This window comes from Acinetobacter sp. CY17, from assembly GCF_059515825.1.
This window is the reverse complement of record NZ_JCAKMX010000002.1, coordinates 12,362-34,591: the sequence shown is the minus strand read 5'-3', so window position 1 is coordinate 34,591 and position 22,230 is coordinate 12,362. Positions and strand designations below refer to the sequence as shown.

Sequence of the window (22,230 nt, the reverse complement as noted above, 5' to 3'; positions counted from 1 at the left end):
ATCTCTTTTACAGCGAATGAGTATGCCTAAGGCATACTCTTTTTTTATCTGTCACTTGAACGACATGCTTTTGATTTAGAATCGTTGATTTTCTGCAATCGAATGACTTTGCTCAACACATTTAACAAGGATGGAGATAGGTGCATGCAACTTAGCTATGGGCAAATTTTTTGGCTATTTTTACAACTTGGTTGCATCGCTTTTGGTGGTCCGGCTGCACATTTAGTCTTATTTTATCAGCGCTTGGTAAAAGACTTAGGCTATATTTCCGAGCAGCAATATAGTGAGGTTTTGGCTTTAGCACAAATTCTGCCTGGACCAACCAGTAGTCAAGTGGGTATTGGTCTGGGCTATAGATTAAAAGGTTATGGTGGCGCAGTGTGTGCTTGGTTAGGATTCACCCTACCGTCGATGTTGATCATGACCTTGGCAGCCATCATCGGTGTAAAGATCAGCCCTTATTTGTCGGGTGAGTTTTTTCATGTCATTCAACTATTGGTATTTGCTGTAGTGATTTGGGCCTTTTGGCAAATGCTGCGCAGTTTTTGTCAGCGCGGTTGGCAATACATCATTATGCTCATCGCCACAGGTTTGTTATATGTGTTACCACATAGTGTCAGTCAGATTATCGTGATTGTCATGGGAGCTATGGCAGGAATGTATTACGCCAGCAATGGTCCAAACTCCCCTGTGATACAGACCTCTTTGCCACCTAAGCAGCAATCTGTCGCTCGCTTGTTTTTGCTGCTATTTGGTCTGCCCTTTGTTATGGTTGCGCTTTTACAGCACGTTAACCCCAATATTTGGCTCGGAAGCTTTATGGCTTTATATCGTACCGCTTCTTTAGTGTTTGGTGGCGGGCATATTATTTTGCCGTTATTACAACAAGAATTTGTCGCAACGGGTGTATTAGCACAAGCACAGTTTGACCTAGGCTATGCCTTGGCACAGCTCATGCCTGGCCCTTTATTTAGTTTTGCCAGTTATTTAGGTGCGTTACTGCCCTTAACATCATCCGCTTTATTGAATGCTGTATTTGCTACAGTGGTCATTTTTTTACCGTCTTTTTTACTGATGTTTGGCTTACCGCCTTTTTGGTCAAAGCTTATGCAAAAGCCACGTTTATTTGCAGCATTGGTGGGTATTAATGCCGCAGTGGTGGGATTATTGTTGTATTTAGTATTAGAGATGGGACAAAAATATCTTAGCTCCGTTTGGGATGTCATTTTTGTGATTGTGCTGATTGCATTATTACGCAGTAAACTGCCAATTTGGCTCAGCTTAATCGGTAGTTTTGCCGCTTATTATGCTGTTTTAACACTCCTGTAAAAATAAAAAAGCCCTAAGCAAAATGACGGCTTTTTTGGATTATTGGAAATAGCTTTTTATTTGCGCCATATTTTTATCTTATGCTAAAACAATACGCGCTTACTGCAAATTAAAATAAGCTACCCAGTAGCTTTATCTTTTTGCGACACATAATCTGCACTTATACGCGTCGAAGCAACCACTAGAATATTCTGCTGCACTTATCAGATACTCACCCGTGCTAAGAATTGATTTTAGCAATCTCTATTCAAAAATAGTCGAGGCATAAAAAAACCGCAAGCCAAAACTTACGGTTTTTTTATTTTAAATCAAAAACTTAGAATAAACGATTCATGCCGTTTAAAGTTGCCACACGATAGGCTTCCGCCATAGTTGGATAGTTAAATGTGGTTTCTACAAAATACTTAATAGTATTGTTTGGGCTATTCATCACTGCTTGACCAATATGAATAATTTCTGATGCGTTATTACCAAAGCAATGTACACCTAAAATTTCTAAAGTATCACGATGGAACAATAACTTAAGCTCACCGACGGTATCACCGGTAATTTGCGCACGCGCCAAATGACGGAAAGACGCTTGACCCACTTCGTATGGAATCTTCTCTTCAGTCAGCTGCTGCTCAGTCTTACCAATCGATGAAATTTCAGGAATGGTATAAATACCCGTTGGAATATCAGTGACTGGCTTAATGCCTTCTTCACCGCTCATATTACCGCCTGCTGAACGACCTTGGTCATAGGCAGCAGATGCAAGAGATGGCCAACCAATCACATCACCTGCAGCAAAGATATTCTCAACTTCAGTTTGATATTCATCATTTACGGTAATTTGACCACGGCTGTTTGGGGTAATGCCCACGTTTTCTAAGCCTAAACCATCGGTATTGCCTGAACGGCCGTTACACCACAAAATCGCATCAGCTTTAATTTTCTTACCACTTTGTAAGTGTAAAACCACATGATCATCAAAGGTTTCTAAATGATCAATCTGCTCATTGTGACGAATCAAGACACCTTGTTCACGTAAGTGATAAGACAATGCATCTGAAATTTCGTCATCTAGATAGCTCAGTAATTTAGGTTGAGTATTAATTAAATCCACTTTATGGTCTAAACCAATAAAGATAGAAGCATATTCACAGCCAATTACACCCGCGCCATAAATAATGATTTTTTGGATTGAATAATCTAGATCCAAGATTTTATCCGAATCAAACACACGTGGATGATTAAAATCAAGCGCCGCTGGACGATACGGACGCGAACCTGTTGCCACGACAATTTGTTGGCAAATAATGGTTTCAGTAATGCCTTCAGGACTAAAAATCAGCACCGTGTTTTTATCTTGAATATAGGCACGGCCATGGAAGATATCAATTTTATTACGATCGTAGAATCGGGAGTGAGTTTCTACTTGTTGCTGAATCACTTTATGTGCACTTTGCAACACTTGTTTCATCGTAAATTGACGCCAGTCACCCATTTTTTTAAACATTGGGTCACGGCGATAACGAATAATGTTCGATACCGTTTGACGTAAGGCTTTACTCGGAATGGTACCCACATGGGTACAGTTACCGCCTAATTGCTCACGCAGATCTACAATTGCAACACGCTTACCAGATTTAGCAAGTTTCATTGCCGCGCCTTCGCCCGCAGGGCCCGAACCGAGAACAACCGCATCATATTTTACGAAAGTCCCACTAACGACCTCTTTCTTACGTGGCATTCAACGCTCCTTCAAAATTCAATTTTGTCGTTTATCTTAAAGATATTATGACCGAAAGAGAATGCTTTTGCTGTATTTAGTCATCATATATTAACCAATAACAACATTTCTAAATTGAATACTGTTTTTACCCCATTTATGGGCAACTTGGTTATAATGGCGCATTGTGATTGAAATATCTCCCCCGTTAAAAAACAGTGGAAAAATTGAATATGTCTGAAAACCGTAAACCTGAACAGGGTGTTAAACTTCGTGGCGCAGAGAAAGTCGCGCGTATTCCTGTAAAAGTTGTTCCTACGGTTGAAACCCCACGTAAGCCGGATTGGATTCGCGTAAAAATGGCGGCACCAGAAGAAGTGCAACGCATTAAAACCACCTTACGTGCGCAAAAATTACATACAGTATGTGAAGAAGCCGCTTGTCCGAACTTACCTGAGTGTTTTGGCGGTGGTACAGCAACCTTTATGATTATGGGTGACATTTGTACCCGTCGTTGCCCATTTTGTGATGTGGCACACGGTCGTCCTAATGCGCTTGACCCAGATGAACCTCGTCATATGGCAGAAACCATTGCCAACTTAGGTCTGAAATATGCAGTCATTACTTCGGTTGACCGTGATGACTTATTAGACGGCGGTGCACAACATTTTGTGGACTGTATTAGAGAAGCGCGTGCGTTAAGCCCGAAAACTTTACTTGAAATTTTAGTGCCTGATTTCCGTGGTCGTATGGATGTAGCGTTACGTATTATGACGGAATGTCCGCCAGATGTATTTAACCACAACATCGAAACTGTACCGCGTCTATATAAAGCCATGCGTCCGGGTTCAGATTACCAACACTCTTTAAACCTTTTAAAAATGTTTAAAGAATATTGCCCAGATGTACCAACCAAATGTGGTTTGATGGTCGGTATTGGTGAAACGGAAGAAGAAGTCATTGCTCTGCTTGATGATTTACACGCACACGGTGTGGATTACGTGACCATTGGTCAGTACCTACAACCATCAAAACAGCATGCGCCAATTGACCGCTTTGTAACGCCTGAAGAGTTTGAGCGTTATACTGCACATGGCCAAAAGCTGGGCTTTAAAAATATTTGGGCAGCGCCAATGGTACGTTCAAGCTACTTTGCTGACCGTCAATACTACGGTGAGCCAGTACCAGCAGTACGTCGTAAAGCCGATCCTGCGAAAAAAATTGATGTTCAAGTCATTGAAGCGTAATACTTCAATGTGTTTAAAAGCCCTCTGTTGAGGGCTTTTTTATGCTTGAACATTTTAAAGTAGCCATATTTTAGTGCACTTTTCTTGTATATTTAGACCAGAAGGTCAAAAAACCTTGGCATAATCTTTGCTCAGTTCTCATGATCTTTTTCTGATTTTTAGGACACTTTATGTCGGGTTTTAAACTTAAATTGCTTTCATTGGCTTTAGTCACAGGGCTTACAAGCCCAATCAGCTTTGCAGAAGACTTCACGATCTTAAAGCAAATCCATTCAACCCCGACTCAACTTAACACTGGTGCCCATCAAGGGCATTATTATGTTCCATCCACTTTAGACACCATTACGTGGGGCTATTTACCTAATCGTGATGCAAAAGCAGTACTCACCGTAGATTCAGGCAGTACAGTAGTTTTTGATACCGTCTCACATGAAGGTTTATTAGAAGACCAAGGTCGTGATGCGAAAAAATATTTCCAAGCACAAGGGGTTAAAGCCGCACATATTTTGCCAGAAGCCATGCTGATTACGCAGTCCAAGCTTCAACATGATTTTCACAAAGATGGCCCGCATATTGTGACAGGTCCGGTAGCTATTCGTGGCGCGATGCCAGGCGATGTGCTCAAAGTTGAAGTCTTAAATGTAGAGCCGCGTGTGCCTTATGGCGTGATTTCTAATCGGCATGGTAAAGGGGCTTTAGTGGGTGAGTTTCCTCAAAAAGCCCAACAAGCCAATCCTTCTGCGCAGCATCCTGAGCGTTATGGCAATGTCTCTGTCTTCACCCCAATTGAGAAAAATGCACAAGGTGACTATGAAGGCGTGATTAAAACCACAAGTGGTGCTGCCATTCGTTTTCCACTTGCACCTTTTATGGGCTTAATGGGGGTGGCTGCCAATACTAGCGCGCCTGTGCATTCGGTTCCACCTGCCCTGTATGGTGGCAATATTGATATTAATGAACTGGGTAAAGGTGCAACCGTTTACTATCCGGTACAAGTGAAAGATGCGCTGTTTTATACCGGTGATGGTCATTTTGCCCAAGGTGATGGCGAGGTTTCCCTTACAGCACTTGAAGGCTCAACGCGTGCTACGCTGAAATTAACCTTGATTAAAGCAGGTCAAGCCAATATTCCCGGTAGAACTATCACCCAGCCATTGGCTGAAAACGCACAGTTTTGGATTACGCCCGGTTTAGATGAAGACCTTGATGAAGCCATGAAAAAATCAACTCGTGAAGCCATTCGTTTTTTAAATCAAGAATATGGCATTGAAGAGCATATTGCTTATGCGTATCTAAGTGCAGCCACTGATTTTGAAGTGTCACAAGTGGTGGATAAAACCAAAGGCGTGCATGCCATGATCCGAAAAGCAGATTTCAAAGAATTTAAAGGCAAAAGCCAATAACGTGTAACACTTTAAAAAAAAGCCCGTTTACACGGGCTTTTTTAAATATTTATCCTTAATCTTCAAACACTTTGGCTTGATTGATTAACTGTACAAATAAGTTGCCATCTTGGATTTGATTGGCACTTAACAAAGCAAGTTTCACTAAAAATAACTCACGTTTATCTTCAGCAATCGCATCAATGCTCTCTGCTAAATGGTCATAGACTTTTTCGAGTTCTGGAATTGAGATATTGCTCATGCTGCTGCTCCTGCTGGCGCCATGATAAATTGATTTAAAGTTTCAGTAATCGCGTTGTCACGGTAGTTGATCCAACGACCATTGATGTGATGCCCCGGACGCACCAAGTACACAGCACCTGCCGCGGCAAAGAAACGTTCTGCAGCAATTTGCGCCGAAATAGTTAAGTTGACATCTGCCTCTGCAACGCTAGCCGCATCAATATTTAAAGCCAACAATTGTGCAGGCACACCACGCTTTTTAAGTGCTGCTACTTCTGCCACTAAACCTTCAGCCACTTGACCGTTTTCAGTCAGCGCAATCACACTAAATTTACCGCTAATTGAATCATATAAGAATGAACCATCGGCAAATTTCACATTTGGAATTAAAGCACCATTTTCTGTGATTTCATTCATTAACGCGTTATCGTCATTTTTACTGTTCAAAGGCGAATGCGTGTAGGCATGTGGACGCGAGGTACGCCAGTGGTACAGCGGACGCACAAACTCATGTTGTAAAGATAACGACAACACAGCGTTACGTAATAAGCGGAAACCATGTGATGGCGGTGCCATAAAACGGGTTGATTTACCCGCTTCAGCGATGATTTCACGCGCAGCGCCTACACGATCAAAGGTATAGCTTTGTAAAAGTTTTTCAGGTGCCCAACCATTCACCACCGCAGCAAGTTTCCATGCTAAATCTTGTGCATCTTGGAAACCGGTATTGGCACCACGTACCCCAAAGATTGGCAATAAATGTGCTGCATCACCAACAAACATAATTCGGTTATGCACATAGTTGTCTAAGGTTAAAGCACGCGCTGAATAGACTGTGCTCCAATCCATTTCCCACTCTAAATGATCTTGACCAATCATTTTTAATTGATCATTCACCGCTTTGCTCAGATTTTCAGGTTTTAGTGCCTCTTCAGGGGCAATACTTGGATCTAACTGATAGTCAAAACGCCAAATATTATCTGGCTCACGATGCATTAAAATCGTGTTACCCGGATTCCAATCAGGTGAGAAGAACGCTAAACGCTCGGTTGGATAATCCAATTTAATACGGATATCAGCAATCACGAAACGACCTTCGTAGCTGGCACCTTCCATCCACAGTTTCATGCTTTCACGAATTGGTGAACGCCCCCCATCCGCTGCTACCACCCAATTTGAGAGATGACGGTACTCGCCTTCAGGAGTATGAACAGTTAAGGTTACTTGCTCATTGTCTTGGCTTTGCGCCACAACTTTGTTGCCCCAGCGCACTTCAATATTGTCATCCTCTTGAATGGTTGCTAATAAATAATGTTCTAACCAATTTTGTTGTAAGTTATTCAGTGGATAGAACTGATCATGTTCATTCACAGGCGTTGCCATACGGAAACACACTTGACCTTTATAGATCGAATTACCATGTGTCCAAGGCAATGCACGTTGCATAATTTTATCTGCAGCGCCAGCGGCATTTAAAATTTCCATTGAACGCTTGGTATACACCAAAGCACGGCTACCTTCAGACAATTGCTGTTCAGCTGAAAGTAAGATCACCTTAACACCTTGCTTCGCCAGCAATAATGCAGTGCTCATGCCAATTGGGCCAGCACCCACCACAGTCACGGTTTGTGCATCTGTCACCACATCGCTCTGCCTATGAAAATAGGGATATACTTGGTAGTTGTAGTAAAGCGAATCGCGTGGCTTAGTTTCTGGAAAATGCATCTTGAACTCCTTGTCCTGCCGTTTTTAAGATTTTGATAAAGAAGAATATAGATCAGGCTGAGCAATACAACGGTATGCTTGACTGCCGCGTAATCCATATACATAAAAAGCAAATAATAAAATGGTGAGTACGGTACAGATCATCCACACCATACTAAATGAACCCGTTGCTGTAGCGAGCATTGAAATTGCAGGTACCCCACTGGCAATCCCTAAGGTCTGGAAGCGTAAGCAAATGCCATACACTTCGCCATAATGCTCAGGGCCGTAAGTTTTAGAGGCAATCACCGCAGGCGTCACTGTACCTACACAGTTGCCCATCCCCCAGAACAACACACCCACCAGACCGAGTACCCACATCTCACTTGAAGTGGTGAAAATAAAGGGAATACAGGTCATTAAGATACATGCCACCACAATCGCGGTTGAAAATACCGAACCAAATTTGTCATACAACCAGCCCAGTAAGACTTTCGCGAAGATCATCACCCCTAAGGTAATGACCAATAAAGTCGCTGCTTGTTGCATGCCAAAGGTGTTTTGCAGATAAACGGGTAATTGCAACACAATACCGCCACCGACAAAGCCGACTAAAAATTGTGCCGCCAACATTGACCAAAAAAATGCTTTCTTTTTGAGTTCTTTGGCGGGTAAATGCACCAAAGCTAAATTGGATTGTGTGCTGCTTTGCTGACTCACCTGATCAGCACCAAGCGCTTTTAGTCCCATTTGCTCAGGTGACTCTTTAATCAAGAGTAAAATGAGAATGCTGCCGACCACAAACATCATCAACGCCACGCTCTGATAGGCAAAACCTGTGCTGTAATGTTCGATGCAGTAACTGATATATTTACTTAAGCCCATCCCAAAGAAGGCACTACCAGATAAAGCCAAACTCATGGCTAAACCTTTTTTCTCCACAAACCAACGATTGACTAAAATATTGGGTGGAATAAAGGTTAAACCTGTTGAGAAGAAGCCAAACAGCGCTGCAACCACATACAGGCTCACCACGTTAGTCGCTAAAGAAAACGCTGCATAGCTTAAGCAAAAGCCAGTTAAGAAAAACAAGAGCGCTTTTTTGGTATGTTGCTGTAATAGCTTGCCAATTTTAGGTGAAAACAACATCACCGTAATGTTAATAATGGTCGAGCACAAGGCAAATTGTGTCGCGCTAATCCCCACTTGTTGAGTAAAAGCATTCAGATAAATATTAAATGTGGTGATGGTCAGCGCAATCGCTGAACCTGAAATCACCATCAATGCCAGTACAATCCACCAGCCGTAGAAAAATTTGGAATTTCTCATCGTGCTTTCCCTGAGTCTAAAGCACAAGGTCAAGCACGCATACTTAACCTTGTGTGATTTGAGCAGTTAAGGCTTTTGCAGTTCCTTGCAAGGCCTGTACCCGCTCGTGGCTAAAATCAATTGGCAGATGTTGTTCGCTACCGAGTGCCGCAATACAAAATTCAATTTCGCCATGAATATTGAAAATCGGCACGCAGATGGCATTCACGCCTGCCAGCATATCGCCTGAAACTGTGGCTGCACCCACTTGGAGAATGCCCTGTTTCATCTGTTCAAATTCGGCCCAGTTCCCCGGATAAACCGCAATTCCCTGCGCCTGTTTGTGTTGCCATTCTTGCTCTAGCAGCGGTCGAATCATGGCTTCGGGCATAAAAGCCGCAAAAGTACGTCCCGTTGCGGAATTCAACATCGGCATGACTGAACCAACACGGGTAATCACAGATACCGGCTGATTGGGTTCAATCCATTGCACAACTAATGGGCCTTGTGAGCTCCATTTACTAATTTGCAAGCCGCAATTAATGTGGCGATGCAACGCGTAAATCTGTGCTTGTGCCGCTTGAATGGTATCGGTGCGTTGAATACAACCGAGTCCTAAACGCCATGCTTGATCACCCAAGGCATAACGTCCATCCAATAACTGCTTGGCATATTGCATCCGTACTAGGCTCACCATATAGCGGTGCACTTTGGCGGGATGCATGGCAAGTTTTTCTGCCAGTTCTTTGAGCATCATGGGACTGCTGTGTGCAATTAAAGCATCTAACACAGTTAAGCCCACTTCTAGTGACTGCACTCCAGCTTGGGTTTTCTCTTCAGACATCGATCTTGTAACTCTCATTGCAATAGCGAGCATTCTACGCGAAGCCGCTCAATTGCAAAGCCACAACATCAGCTCAATTGCCTGTTTAATTGCCAGCTTGGCCGTGTCCTTATGCTCTAGAACTTTAGTTTAATTACGAAATACGTAACTAAATTATGTATTGCGTAATCTGTGAAAATGAGTATGATGAGATTAATAGTAAAAATCAAGGGTTGTTAGACGTTAGGCGTATAAGATCAAAAATATGAATTTAAATTATTGTTTTTAATTAATTTAATTTTTTGAAAATGATTTTATAGTGCCAAAAACAACCTTTTTTGAAGTTTTTTTCAGATGCCGCTTTGCAATACCGCACGGATTGCGATGCTTCGAGACAAAGGATATCAGCCATGACAGCTCAACTTCGCGCATTTATTGATGTAGCCCAAGATTCAGATTTTCCGATCCAAAACTTGCCTTATGGCGTATTTAGTCAAAGCCCTTCAGGCGAGCGCCACTGTGCCACGGCCCTTGGTGATTGGGTGATTGATTTAAGCGTGTTAGAAAATGCAGGTCTTTTGACCTTGACTGGTGGGCCTTATTTTCATCAAGCCACTTTAAATGCGTTTATTGAATCAGGTCGTGCCAACTGGACAGCATTACGTCAGCAACTGCAAGCCTTGCTGAGCGCAGAGAACGCAACTTTACGTGACAATCAAGCCCTGCGTGATCAAGCCTTTTTTAAACAAGATGCTGTGACTATGCACTTGCCTGTACATATTGGTGGTTACACTGATTTCTATTCATCCAAAGAACATGCCACCAATGTTGGCTGCATGTTCCGTGATCCTAAAAATGCCTTACTGCCAAACTGGTCAGAATTACCTGTCGGTTATAACGGTCGTGCCAGTTCTGTGGTGGTCAGCGGTACAGATGTGCGTCGTCCATCGGGTCAAATTAAATTACCTAACAATGACCGCCCTGTATTTTCGGCATGTCGTAAGCTCGACTTTGAACTCGAAACGGGCTTTATTGTGGGTAAAAGCAATGCGCTTGGCGAACCTGTTGCCATTGAAAATGCATGGGATCACATCTTTGGTATGGTGCTATTTAATGACTGGTCAGCGCGTGATATTCAACAATGGGAATATGTACCGCTAGGCCCATTTAATGCAAAAACTTTTGCTTCTTCAATTTCACCGTGGATTGTGACTTTAGACGCGCTTGAGCCATTTAAAACCAACAGCCCAGAACAAACGCCTGCACCACTGGCTTACTTACGCGAAGACTTAAGCGCCAACAGCTATGACATCAACTTATCTGTTGAATTGCAGCCTGAAAATGCTGCCAATGCAGATGTGATTTGCCAGACCAACTTTAAATATATGTATTGGTCAATGGCACAGCAATTAACCCACCACACCGTTGCTGGCTGTAATTTACAAGTAGGCGATTTAATGGGCTCAGGGACTATTTCAGGCCCTACACCAGACTCTTACGGTTCACTTTTAGAACTCACTTGGAACACAACCAAACCATTAACGCTTTCAAATGGCGAACAACGTAGCTTCTTAGCCGATGGCGATACCTTAATTATGAAAGGCTACTGCCAAAAAGACGGTCTACGCATTGGCTTTGGTGAAGTGAGCGGAAAAGTGCTGCCTGCTGTTGAGTTTAACTTTGCCCAAACTGAGGAAGATGCGCGTGAAGCTGTATAGTTATTTTCGCAGTTCAGCCGCTTATCGCGTACGCATCGGTTTAAACCTAAAAGGTTTAAATGCCGATGTGGTGCCGGTGCACTTGGTCAAAGATGATGGGCAGCAACATGCGCCTGCTTATCAAGCCATTAATCCCAATGCCTTAGTGCCTGCGCTAGATGATGACGGTTTTATTCTGACCCAATCCTTAAGTATTTTGGAATACTTAGATGAAGTGCATCCTGAAACTGCACTGCTGCCACAAGAGCCTAAACAACGTGCTTTGATTCGTGCGTTTAGTCAAAGCATTGCGTGCGATATTCATCCGATCAATAACTTACGTGTATTGCAATATTTATCCAATGAATTGCAGATCAGCGATGAGCAAAAATCGGCATGGTATCGCCATTGGGTTGAGCTGGGTTTAAAAGGTTTAGAAGCTCAGCTCCAAGACTCAAACGGCAAATTCTGCTTTGGCGAGCACGCCACTTTGGCAGATTGCTGCTTGATTCCACAAATCTACAATGCGCTACGCTTTAACATTGATGTCAGCGTATACCCAAAAATTCATGCCATTTATCAGCACTGCTTAAGCTTGGCGCCATTTCAACATGCAGCGCCTGAAAACCAAGCAGATGCGACATAAACAATAAATAAGGATATTGACCATGACCATTCAAATTGAAAAAATTCATCATGTGGCTTACCGCTGTAAAGATGCCAAAGAAACCGTGGAATGGTACAAAAAAAATCTGAATATGGATTTTATTTTAGCCTTTGCAGAAGACCATGTGCCATCGACTAAAGCCTTTGACCCGTATATGCATTTATTTTTAGATGCAGGCAATGGTAACGTTTTAGCGTTTTTTGAGCTGCCAACCCAACCAGAAATGGGCCGTGACGAAAACACGCCAAAATGGGTGCAACATATTGCGCTTAAAGTCAAAGATCGTGATGCTTTAGTGGCTGCTAAAGCACATCTTGAAGAAAATGGTATTGATGTTTTAGGCATTACCAACCACGGTATTTTCCATTCAATTTATTTCTTTGATCCAAATGGTCACCGCCTAGAATTGGCCTATGACGATCCAACTGCAGCTGCAAAAATCGCCATGATTACTGAAGAAATGAAATACGAAATGCTGGAAGAGTGGAGCAAAACCAAACGTGCACCACATCATACTCATTTCTTACATGCTTCTGAATTAGATAACAATTCGGCTTCAGCCAAGGTGGATGCATAAGTCATGAATAAATTGGTTGCCAGTGCCGATGTGGCGCTACAAGATATCGTGGCCGACAACCAAACCCTCGCTGTGGGTGGTTTTGGTTTATGTGGTATTCCTGAAGCGTTAATTGAAGCGCTTAAAAATACCGGTGTTACGGGTTTAACTTGTATTTCAAATAATGCCGGTGTGGATGATTTTGGTTTAGGTAAATTATTACAAACCAAACAAATCAAAAAAATGATTTCATCTTATGTGGGTGAAAACAAAGAATTTGAACGTCAATATTTAAATGGTGAACTTGAAGTTGAACTGACCCCACAAGGGACTTTGGCAGAAAAATTACGTGCCGGCGGTGCAGGTATTCCAGCCTTTTACACCCAAACAGGCGTGGGTACTTTAATTGCAGAAGGCAAAGAAGTACGTGAATTTGCTGGCAAAGACTATATTTTAGAGCCGTCTTTAACCGCTGATGTGGCTTTAGTCAAAGCCTATAAAGCCGACAAAGCGGGTAATTTAGTGTTTCGTAAAACCGCGCGTAACTTTAACCCAGAATGTGCTATGGCGGGTAAATTTACCATTGCCGAAGTTGAACATGTGGTTGAAATTGGCGAGATTGATCCAGACGACATCCATTTACCGGGTATTTACGTCAATCGTATTGTATTAAATGCAACACCTGAAAAACGTATCGAACAAATGACGTTAAAGGCGGAGGCTTAAAACATGGCTTGGACACGTAATCAAATGGCGGCGCGTGCTGCCCTTGAACTTGAAGACGGCTTCTATGTCAATTTAGGCATTGGCTTACCGACTCTCGTTGCCAACTACTTACCCGAAGGCATTAACGTCTGGTTACAATCTGAAAATGGTTTATTGGGGATTGATGAATTTCCTACCCAAGACACCGTCGATGCCGATTTAATTAATGCTGGTAAACAAACCGTGACCGCACGCAAAGGTGCAGCATTTTTCTCAAGCTCAGAATCTTTTGCTATGATCCGTGGTGGCCATGTCAATATTGCGATTTTAGGCGCTATGGAAGTGTCACAAACTGGCGATCTTGCTAATTGGATGATTCCGGGCAAAAAAGTCAAAGGTATGGGCGGTGCCATGGACTTGGTCGCAGGGGTACAAAAAGTTGTGGTCCTGATGGAACACTGTGCCAAAGACGGCAGCCCGAAAATTGTGCCGCAATGTGCCCTACCATTAACTGGCAAAGGCGTGGTACAGCGTATTATCACTGATCTTGGTGTCATGGACATCACAGCAGATGGTGTTGAACTGATTGAACTGGCGGAAGGTGTGTCGCTTGAACAGATTCAAGCAGCCACAGGCGTACCTTTAAATACCCAAAACCTAAAAGCCGCTTAATCTCGCCAAGCAGAACATCAAGCAGCGATAAGCTGCTTGATGTTTATCTACGACTTTTGCAGTGTAGTCGACCTCTATCACGCGGTTTACACTGACAATGCTGAAATAACAATCAAAACATCGAGGGATTTATGTCACAACAAGACTATGACAATGGCTTAAAAGTGCGTACCGAAGTCATGGGTGCCAGCTTTGTCAAACGTGCGCAAGACAATACTGTGCCATTTACCCAACCTTTACAAGATTGGATTAATGAACATGCTTGGGGTTCAACTTGGCAACGTGAAGGCGTGCTACCACGTAAATATCGCTCACTCATTACCATTGCTTTTTTAACCGCGCAAAAAAGCCCAGCAGAACTCAAAGGTCATGTTCGTGGTGCTTTAAATAACGGTGCAACCGTAGAAGAAATCCAAGAGGTATTACTGCATAGCTTGCCCTATTGCGGCGCACCTGCAACACAAGAAGCATTTCGTGCTGCTTTAGAAGTGATTCATGAATACCAAACCAATCAAGCTTAAAATGATATAGACATAAAAAAACGAGCCGTAGCTCGTTTTTTTAGCATATATAGATTAGAAGCGGAAGCTTAAACCTAGCTTAGCCACTGGTAACCATTCGTATTCATCATCATTTTGTAATTTGCTACGTTGATTGGCTAGCGCTTCAGCCGCTGTTGTGGTGCCATTGACATCTAAAGCACCCGCATTACCTGTGTTATACAGTGTTACTTCAGGATTGCCTGTGTAGTAAGCACCGATTTCACCAAATACGCCCCAACGATTGTTGATTGCTGGTGAGAAACCAATACCTGCATACGGTGCAATATCATTACCGTATTTCAGTTTACCTACAACATTACCAACGTCAGCGCCAAAGGTTTTACCATCTAACTTGATTTCACCATCACTACCTGGACGGCCTTTTAAATCATATTTAGAATCGATGTAACCTACACCCGCTGCCATATAAAACCAGTTTGACCACGGACGGATTTGCGCATTTAAATAAGCAACGTTGTTGTCCATATCGGCATCATACTTGGTTCCGTCTACAGAAATATCATCTGACCAAGAAATGTCACCACCGTTATAACCAAGTACTACATCAACTTTTGGGTTTGCAGTCCAAACTAATGCACCACCGTAACCTGTTGTACCCACTTCAGCACGTACGCCTGATGGAATTAACTGATTACCGTTGAATTGGTAGCCATCGCGTACAACCGATGAGTCTGCCATTACAGAACCTGCGGTCGCTAAAGCGGCTGCTGCAACAAGCATACGTAATTTCATATTTTTCTCCTCAGAACGAGTTTTTTGTGATCGTCTATTGTTATGCAGCACATGATATGCTGTTTTTTGCGTAAAATTCACCCAAAAAATGATTATTTTTTGTTATCTTTTGATACAAATAGCATTAATTCTTGATAAATAAAATTTTTATTACGCTTGATACACGATTAGTTTATGTTTTTTAAGCTAAGCATCGAACTTAACTTGCAATCTTGAGCATTTTTTGCATCTTAGCTCATTTTTCGTCTGCTTTTAGCAAAATATAGTGTAAAATCTTGAAAAATTTTTTTCTGGAAGAAAAGATCATGTCGCAGCTTTCAACAATTATTGAACAGGCTTTTGAAGACCGTGCTAACTTCAGCGCAGCCGATTGCCCAGCTGAAGTACGTGCAGCAGTTGAAGAAGCAATTGCTGGTTTAGACAACGGGACATTACGTGTTGCAGAAAAGATTGATGGTGAATGGGTAGTTCATCAATGGTTGAAAAAAGCGGTATTGTTATCTTTTAAGCTGAACGACAACAAGCCAATTGAATCATGTGATTTGCAATTCTATGATAAAGTAGATACCAAATTCATAGGTTGGACTGAAGCGCAATTTAAAGCCGCTGGTGTACGTGTTGTACCACCTGCTGTTGCACGTCGTGGTTCATTCCAAGCCAAAGGCGTAATTTTAATGCCTTCTTATGTCAATATTGGTGCGTATGTAGATGAAGGCACCATGGTGGACACTTGGGCTACTGTCGGTTCATGTGCACAAATTGGTAAAAATGTACATTTATCAGGTGGTGTAGGGATTGGTGGTGTATTAGAACCCCTACAAGCAAACCCAACCATTATTGAAGACAACTGCTTCATTGGTGCACGTTCTGAAATTGTTGAAGGCGTGATTGTTGAAGAAGGTTCTGTGATTTCCATGGGCGTGTTTATTGGTCAATCGACTAAAATTTACGACCGCGCAACAGGCGAAATTCACTACGGCCGTGTACCAGCAGGTTCTGTTGTTGTTGCAGGTAGCCTACCATCTAAATGCGGTACGTATAGCTTATATGCTGCGATTATCGTGAAAAAAGTAGATGCGAAAACACGTGCTAAAACCAGCCTAAATGAGTTATTACGTGACGACTAACTAGTCGTCGCTCTCTACGGAACATGCGTTCCTTGTCTCTACGACCAGCGCTGGTCGTAGGGATTTTTATTTTTATACTTTGTTATTTATCTCTCGGTTAATTTTGTTATGAATACGCTTCGATCTTCCGCTATCCCTGTTTCTGATCCGTCTGCGGGTTTACGCATTACGGAGATCTTTTATTCATTACAAGGTGAAGCCAATAGCGCCGGCTTACCCACGGTGTTTATCCGTTTAACTGGCTGTCCGCTACGTTGTAGCTACTGCGATACTACCTATTCCTTTGAAGGTGGTGAGCGCCAATCATTAGAACAGATTATTCAAACCACACTCGATTTTGGGACCCCGCATGTTTGCGTAACCGGTGGTGAACCTCTAGCACAGCCCAATGCCCTGCCTTTAATGCAGCGTTTAAGTGATTTAGGTTGTCAGGTCTCTTTAGAGACCAGTGGTGCTTTAGATGTATCTAAGGTCGATGCACGTGTTTCAAAAGTATTAGATTTAAAAACTCCAACTTCAGGTGAAGTTGCACGAAATTTGCTAAATAATTTGGATCATTTAACACCGCACGATCAAATTAAATTTGTGATTTGTAATCGTGAAGACTATGTGTGGTCAAAACAGCAACTTGAACACTATCAATTGGCAGATAAAGTCAGTACCGTCTGGTTCTCACCTGCCTTTGCAGTCGAAAAAGGCGCAGTACATATGCCACAATTGGCACGTGATCTTGCGCAGTGGATTTTAGATGACCGTCTCCCAGTTCGTTTCCAGCTGCAACTACATAAATTGCTTTGGAATGACGAAACCGGTCGTTAATTAACTCAATTTTTGGAGAATGAATATGCGCCCTCGTGCCATTGTGTTGTTATCTGGCGGCCTTGACTCAACCACTTGTTTAGCTTGGGCACAGGCGCGTTATGAGTGTATCGCGTTAAGTTTTATGTATGGTCAGCGCTCCACCACAGAGCTCGATGCTGCTCAAGCCATGACCCAAGCCGCGGGTGTTGAACACCGCGTGATTAATATTGACTTAGGTAATTTAGGCGGCTCAGCGTTAACAGATCATACAATTGACGTGCCAGATCATGAAGAACAAGGCATTCCAATTACTTATGTCCCTGCGCGTAATACCATCTTTTTATCTTATGCTTTAGCTGCAGCTGAAGTCTTTGGTGCAGAAGCGATTGTGATTGGCATTAATGCGGTTGATTATTCAGGTTATCCAGATTGCCGTCCTGAGTTTATCGAAGCCTTTGCCAATATGGCACGTCTTGCCACCAAAGTTGGGGTCGAAGGCAAACCGCTTAAATTTGAAACACCTTTGTTACATTTATCCAAAGCAAATATTATTCGCTTAGGCTTAGAACATGGCGTAGACTACAGTCAAACGGTATCTTGCTATCAAGCAGATGACCAAGGACGTGCTTGTGGTACATGCGACAGTTGTCGTCTTCGTAAACAAGGTTTTGAAGATGCAGGTGTGGCTGACCCGACACGTTATATACCGTAATAATAGGGTAAAGGTTATGAATATTTTAAAATCAAACATTCTCTCTGGCGCTGTATTGGCAGCAGTTGCAGCTTTTGCAACTGGTGCACAGGCGCAAGATAAATTACAACAAGCATATAAAAGTACTAATGTTAAAACTGCTTTAGTGAATGTTTGTAAGGAAGAAACTAAAAAAGGCAATAAGCTTACTGCAGCTGAAGTGAGCAAGTACTGTACCTGTGCAGTCAATGCCGATGGTAAGTTAACCAATGATCAAAAATGGCAAATCCAAAGTGCTATTAATCAAAAGAAAAGTCCATCAACCCTTGCCTTTGTACAAAAACAAAATCAAGAGTTAAAAACTTGCTTTGGTCCACAATTGGTCAACAAACTGCAAAAGTTGACTGAACAAGCGCAAGCTTCTCAGAAAAAATCTTAATTTTTTCTGCCTAAAAAGCCTACTGTGATGTAGGCTTTTTTTATGCCTTGATTACTCAACTTGCTACAATTCAGTCTATTTGATGATGATCGAATTATTTTTTGGATGCTATGATGACCACTTTACTCAATCAAAATTTCCCAACTACACACGGCGAAGTGAATTTAAGCCAAGTCCATTCCCCTTGGCTGATTGTATATTTTTACCCTAAAGATTCAACTCCGGGATGTACTGTGCAAGCGGTGAGCTTTTCTGGTCTTAAAGATCAATTTGAAGCCTTAGGTGCCACTATTTTTGGTGTATCGCGTGACTCTGTTAAAGCCCATCAAAACTTCAGCGCTAAACAAGAGTTAACCATTGATTTAATTAGCGATAAAGAAGAGGTGTTATGTAAACACTTTGATGTAATTAAAGAAAAAAATATGTATGGTAAGCAAGTCATGGGCATTGAACGCTCAAGCTTTATTTTCCATAACGGCACTTTGGTTAAAGAATATCGTAAAGTCAAAGCCGCAGGCCACGCTGAACAAGTATTGGAAGAGCTTAAAGCGCTACAAAGCGCATAAGCGGTTATTCAAAGGCACTCTGTAGAGTGCCTTTTTATTGCAACAATGAATAGGCAATTGACCACATAATCAGTGCGATGCTGCCATCCAATATTTGCCAAGCACGTGGACGAGTAAAGATGGGATATAATAATCTTGCTCCATAGCCTAGCGCAAAGAAAAATACTCCTGAAGCAAGCATGGCCCCTAACGCAAAATAGTGCTCAGTACCCACATACTGACTGGAAATGGCGCCAAGCAGCACCACTGTGTCTAAATACACATGCGGATTAAGCCAAGTCAGTGCTAAACAAATGATCAGCAGTTGTTTTAAACTTGGTGGCTGCTCGCTAGCTAAAGTTAAGCTTTGCCCACCTCGAATGGCACTGTAGGCGTGCCGCGCGCCATACAGAATTAAAAATAACGCGCCAATGTACTTGGCCCATAACAACATATTGGGATTGAAGAGCATCCAGTGTGAAAAGCCAAATACCCCAACTGCAATCAGCAGCGCATCTGACAAGGTACAGCATAAGCAAATGGCAAAGATATAGTGTTGTTTTAAACCTTGCTTGAGTACAAAGGCATTTTGCGCCCCAATGGCTACAATTAGACTTAGCCCCATGACAAAACCACTAGCAAAACTGCTTAGCATGACATCACTCTTTCCTTAAAATCAGGAAATTATGCCAAGGACTAGATTAAATTGATTAAAATTAAGAAAATATTAGTGATCTTGAGTTTTTTTTAAGGATAGTCATGCTCTCCTCCAAAGCATGTGAAGCATTTTTAGCCGTGGCAGAACTGGGCAGTTTTGACGCAGCTGCACTACATTTACATTTAAGCGCCTCAGCTGTCACTTTAAGGGTGCAAAGTCTTGAAAAACAGCTTGGACAAGTGTTGTTGTTACGAGAGCGTCCATGCCGTGTGACCCAAGCCGGACAACAACTGATGCAGCACTTACAACAGCAACGATTAAGGGAACACCAGCTATTACAGCAGTTAAATGGTCAGGCGCATGCATCTGGATTTCAAGAATTTTGGATTGCCAGCAATGCTGACTCGCTTGCCACGTGGTTATTGCCCTTATTACAGCCTCATCTGTTAGAACACGCTATTATTTTAAAATTACATTTAGATGATCAAAGCCAAACTCACCAGTTGCTCGAACAGGGCTTAGTCAGTGCCTGTATCTCGAGTGAAAATCAGGTGATGTCCGGCTGTGTCGCGGCCTATTTGGGAGAAATGCAGTATAAAATGGTGGCCAGCCCTGATTTTGCTCGGCGTTATTTTCAGCATCCCTGCAACCGTGAACATCTCAAACACATTCCTGCGGTTATTTTTGATGACAAAGATCTACTTCATCAAGAGGTAATATTGCGCCTGTTTGGTTTGCAACAACATCAATATCCACATTTTTTTATTCCATCTTCAACTGCTTTTGTACAAGCCATCGAGTTAGGTTTAGGTTTTGGTTTAGTGCCGCAATATCAAATTGCAGATGCTTTAACGACAGGTCAACTGATTGAAATCTTACCCCAAGCGCAAACAGCTATACCGCTGTATTGGCACCATTGGCAACAACAACCCACTTTACTCAAGCTATTAACTGAAACCCTCGTGACACATGCCCAATATGTATTAAATGGAAAGTAAAAAGCCCAACCCTGTTGGGCTTGGGGTTTAAGCCACTTGAACGTGCTGTAGCTTATGCTCCACTTGTGTCCCTTTAAAGAATTCAGGATTATTGGCAGTATAAAATCGATATGGATTATCAAACACCATAGCCTTAAAGTCTTGTGGGCTAATTGCACCTTCTAACACCAAATCATAGGCTTCTGCTAAAGGCTCGGTCAGCTCAGGCACATCCCAATGGCCCGAATCTGAAGAATACAGCGCATTGACTTTAATCCCAAATGGATTGCCCTTAGGATTCAATGCAGCAACAATCGTACGGTCATCTGCTTCGTTACCAAAATAGAAGTTAGGCACCCAGCGATCATGAATATCTTGCAGTTTCTCAATTTTTGCTAAAGCAAAATCATTAATATCTGCTGGCTTTTGCTCACGGAAACGTAAGGCTGAGGCTACGCCAAACACACTATCAAGCAACTGTTGGTCGCTATATTCACGCCCTTGGAATAAGTCTTGACCATATTGACGATACAATTTGACAATTAAATCTGCATCCACATGGGCTGGGTTATATTGTTGTACATTTTGATTACCGCGTTTTTCAAAGCGGTCAACCAGATGCGTCAGGACATTGGCTCCCCATGCCGCACCTGCTTCCAGTAAAGCAATCCGCAGTTGAGGGAAACGTTCGGTTACCCCACCAAAGAACAATGCTTTCGCCAGAGCTTCTGAGGCATCAGCAAAGTGGTTAATGTGATTAAACATGTAATTACTTGGTGAATTACGTGCCACCCAACTTTGACTCCCCGAATGCGTTGATAAGTTAATCCCCAGCTCAATACTCTTTTGCCAAAAGGGGTCATAATGATGTGCACTATCAATACCAAAGAAATCTAACCAATATGCATAACGTGCCAATTCTGGGTCATTTGGATATTTGTCAGCAATCGCTTGCACTGGACGACGTACCGCACCTGGAATAAGGGCAGTTTTTAAGCCCAAGGTATTCACTGCATACTCAAGCTCTTCAATCCCCTCCTCTGGGGTATGTAAAGGAATTGCTGCCACAGGGGTTAAACGGTCTGCATATGGTCGATAGATATCAGCATGATAGTGATTGATCGCACGCGTTAAACTACGGCGTAACTCTTCATTACTGGAGTTAATCGGAAACAAGGAAATATTGGGATATAGCACTGCATAGTCAGTGCCAAGCTCTTCTAAACGCTCATTCAGTAAGGCAGGGAGTGACACTGTGGCCAAGTCATAGCTATTTTTCGCAGGCAAGGCCCAAAAAGGTGGACGAAATAGACGCTGATCCAGACGTTGCTGTGGTGTGGCTTTATACCACTCTGCTGCTAAGGCATTGAGTCCATTCTGATGTAAGTGCTCACGAAAGCTATCAACCACCTGAGCACCACCGTATTGAGCAATATAATCTTCTAATAATGGACTAAATTCATTGGTATGGATATCGGTATCAATCACAGGATGATCGAGTCCTGCTTTCACTTGGGCTGAGCGTGAGGTTTTGCCTAGATTTTGTAAAACAGTCATGGAGAATACTCATTATTATAAAGTCTCCTCATGAGTTCAAAATATGTGCCAACCTATTTTTAACATAAATTACAATATCTTATGCTTTTTAATCAC

Annotated in this window: 23 protein-coding genes; 15 read left to right on the top strand and 8 right to left on the bottom strand. The window is 42.5% G+C overall.

All coding sequences use genetic code 11. The features are described from left to right. The first annotated feature begins 144 nt into the window (after positions 1-144). Entirely contained in the window at positions 145-1,329 is a 1,185-nt protein-coding gene (chrA, locus tag AC5YCI_RS01625; RefSeq protein ID WP_496175132.1) for a chromate efflux transporter, read from the top strand. A 316-nt stretch (positions 1,330-1,645) separates the two neighbouring features. On the opposite strand, the gene sthA is transcribed toward chrA, so the two are convergent. Then, a complete protein-coding gene (gene sthA / locus AC5YCI_RS01620) occupies positions 1,646-3,061 on the bottom strand; it encodes a Si-specific NAD(P)(+) transhydrogenase (protein WP_496128284.1) in 1,416 nt (471 codons plus the stop codon). 212 nt (positions 3,062-3,273) lie between these two features. On the opposite strand from sthA, the gene lipA reads away from it, so the two are divergent. Continuing rightward, a complete protein-coding gene (lipA, locus tag AC5YCI_RS01615) occupies positions 3,274-4,287 on the top strand; it encodes a lipoyl synthase (RefSeq protein ID WP_496128283.1) in 1,014 nt (337 codons plus the stop codon). Between the two features lie 170 nt (positions 4,288-4,457). Then, the gene (locus tag AC5YCI_RS01610; RefSeq protein ID WP_496128282.1) at positions 4,458-5,690 is read left to right on the top strand and encodes an acetamidase/formamidase family protein; all 1,233 of its coding nucleotides are present in this window, start codon (positions 4,458-4,460) and stop codon (positions 5,688-5,690) included. Between the two features lie 55 nt (positions 5,691-5,745). Here AC5YCI_RS01610 and AC5YCI_RS01605 read toward each other — a convergent pair whose 3' ends face one another. From AC5YCI_RS01605 to AC5YCI_RS01590, 4 genes are read right to left on the bottom strand one after another with little or no spacing between them, the layout of a single operon-like run. Then, positions 5,746-5,931 carry a hypothetical protein gene (locus tag AC5YCI_RS01605; protein WP_496128281.1) on the bottom strand — a complete coding sequence of 62 codons (186 nt, stop codon included), beginning with the start codon at positions 5,929-5,931 and terminating at the stop codon, positions 5,746-5,748. Continuing rightward, positions 5,928-7,637 (bottom strand): FAD-dependent monooxygenase, encoded by a 1,710-nt coding sequence (locus AC5YCI_RS01600; RefSeq protein ID WP_496175131.1) that lies wholly within the window; start codon positions 7,635-7,637, stop codon positions 5,928-5,930. Before AC5YCI_RS01600 ends, AC5YCI_RS01605 begins: the two co-directional genes overlap by 4 nt. 24 nt (positions 7,638-7,661) lie before the next feature. Continuing rightward, positions 7,662-8,945, bottom strand: a complete 1,284-nt coding sequence (locus AC5YCI_RS01595; RefSeq protein ID WP_496128279.1) for an MFS transporter — start codon at positions 8,943-8,945, stop codon at positions 7,662-7,664. A gap of 43 nt (positions 8,946-8,988) precedes the next feature. After that, positions 8,989-9,768 carry an IclR family transcriptional regulator gene (locus AC5YCI_RS01590; protein WP_496128530.1) on the bottom strand — a complete coding sequence of 260 codons (780 nt, stop codon included), beginning with the start codon at positions 9,766-9,768 and terminating at the stop codon, positions 8,989-8,991. Between the two features lie 389 nt (positions 9,769-10,157). Between AC5YCI_RS01590 and fahA the strand changes: the two genes are divergently transcribed. From fahA to AC5YCI_RS01560, 6 genes are all read left to right on the top strand, one after another. Continuing rightward, a complete protein-coding gene (fahA, locus tag AC5YCI_RS01585; protein ID WP_496128278.1) occupies positions 10,158-11,465 on the top strand; it encodes a fumarylacetoacetase in 1,308 nt (435 codons plus the stop codon). Then, on the top strand, positions 11,452-12,090 hold the full coding sequence (gene maiA / locus AC5YCI_RS01580; RefSeq protein ID WP_496128277.1) for a maleylacetoacetate isomerase: 639 nt from the start codon (positions 11,452-11,454) through the stop codon (positions 12,088-12,090). The genes fahA and maiA overlap by 14 nt, the downstream gene beginning before the upstream one ends. A gap of 22 nt (positions 12,091-12,112) precedes the next feature. Next, complete coding sequence (locus tag AC5YCI_RS01575) at positions 12,113-12,688, top strand: VOC family protein (RefSeq protein ID WP_496128276.1); 576 nt, start codon at positions 12,113-12,115, stop codon at positions 12,686-12,688. A 3-nt stretch (positions 12,689-12,691) separates the two neighbouring features. Then, the gene (locus AC5YCI_RS01570; RefSeq protein ID WP_496128275.1) at positions 12,692-13,393 is read left to right on the top strand and encodes a CoA transferase subunit A; all 702 of its coding nucleotides are present in this window, start codon (positions 12,692-12,694) and stop codon (positions 13,391-13,393) included. A 3-nt stretch (positions 13,394-13,396) separates the two neighbouring features. Beyond that, complete coding sequence (locus AC5YCI_RS01565) at positions 13,397-14,044, top strand: CoA transferase subunit B (RefSeq protein ID WP_496128274.1); 648 nt, start codon at positions 13,397-13,399, stop codon at positions 14,042-14,044. A 131-nt stretch (positions 14,045-14,175) separates the two neighbouring features. After that, on the top strand, positions 14,176-14,565 hold the full coding sequence (locus AC5YCI_RS01560) for a carboxymuconolactone decarboxylase family protein (RefSeq protein ID WP_496128273.1): 390 nt from the start codon (positions 14,176-14,178) through the stop codon (positions 14,563-14,565). A gap of 54 nt (positions 14,566-14,619) precedes the next feature. Here the strand turns inward: AC5YCI_RS01560 and carO are convergent, their stop codons facing one another. Next, positions 14,620-15,339 (bottom strand): ornithine uptake porin CarO, encoded by a 720-nt coding sequence (carO, locus tag AC5YCI_RS01555; RefSeq protein ID WP_496128272.1) that lies wholly within the window; start codon positions 15,337-15,339, stop codon positions 14,620-14,622. A gap of 305 nt (positions 15,340-15,644) precedes the next feature. Between carO and dapD the strand changes: the two genes are divergently transcribed. The 5 genes from dapD to AC5YCI_RS01530 all read left to right on the top strand — a co-directional run bounded on the left by dapD (position 15,645) and on the right by AC5YCI_RS01530 (position 18,963). After that, positions 15,645-16,466, top strand: a complete 822-nt coding sequence (gene dapD / locus AC5YCI_RS01550; protein WP_496175130.1) for a 2,3,4,5-tetrahydropyridine-2,6-dicarboxylate N-succinyltransferase — start codon at positions 15,645-15,647, stop codon at positions 16,464-16,466. 108 nt (positions 16,467-16,574) lie between these two features. After that, positions 16,575-17,285 carry a 7-carboxy-7-deazaguanine synthase QueE gene (gene queE, locus AC5YCI_RS01545; protein ID WP_496128270.1) on the top strand — a complete coding sequence of 237 codons (711 nt, stop codon included), beginning with the start codon at positions 16,575-16,577 and terminating at the stop codon, positions 17,283-17,285. Positions 17,286-17,310: 25 nt separating this feature from the next. Continuing rightward, positions 17,311-17,979, top strand: a complete 669-nt coding sequence (gene queC, locus AC5YCI_RS01540) for a 7-cyano-7-deazaguanine synthase QueC (protein ID WP_496128529.1) — start codon at positions 17,311-17,313, stop codon at positions 17,977-17,979. 16 nt (positions 17,980-17,995) lie between these two features. Continuing rightward, on the top strand, positions 17,996-18,397 hold the full coding sequence (locus AC5YCI_RS01535; protein WP_496128269.1) for a hypothetical protein: 402 nt from the start codon (positions 17,996-17,998) through the stop codon (positions 18,395-18,397). A gap of 113 nt (positions 18,398-18,510) precedes the next feature. Beyond that, entirely contained in the window at positions 18,511-18,963 is a 453-nt protein-coding gene (locus AC5YCI_RS01530) for a peroxiredoxin (protein WP_496128268.1), read from the top strand. A gap of 34 nt (positions 18,964-18,997) precedes the next feature. Here the strand turns inward: AC5YCI_RS01530 and AC5YCI_RS01525 are convergent, their stop codons facing one another. Further along, complete coding sequence (locus tag AC5YCI_RS01525; protein WP_496128267.1) at positions 18,998-19,597, bottom strand: LysE/ArgO family amino acid transporter; 600 nt, start codon at positions 19,595-19,597, stop codon at positions 18,998-19,000. A gap of 104 nt (positions 19,598-19,701) precedes the next feature. On the opposite strand from AC5YCI_RS01525, the gene AC5YCI_RS01520 reads away from it, so the two are divergent. Beyond that, entirely contained in the window at positions 19,702-20,598 is an 897-nt protein-coding gene (locus AC5YCI_RS01520; RefSeq protein ID WP_496128266.1) for an ArgP/LysG family DNA-binding transcriptional regulator, read from the top strand. Positions 20,599-20,625: 27 nt separating this feature from the next. On the opposite strand, the gene AC5YCI_RS01515 is transcribed toward AC5YCI_RS01520, so the two are convergent. Further along, the gene (locus AC5YCI_RS01515) at positions 20,626-22,134 is read right to left on the bottom strand and encodes an amidohydrolase family protein (protein ID WP_496128265.1); all 1,509 of its coding nucleotides are present in this window, start codon (positions 22,132-22,134) and stop codon (positions 20,626-20,628) included. Positions 22,135-22,230: the final 96 nt, after the last annotated feature.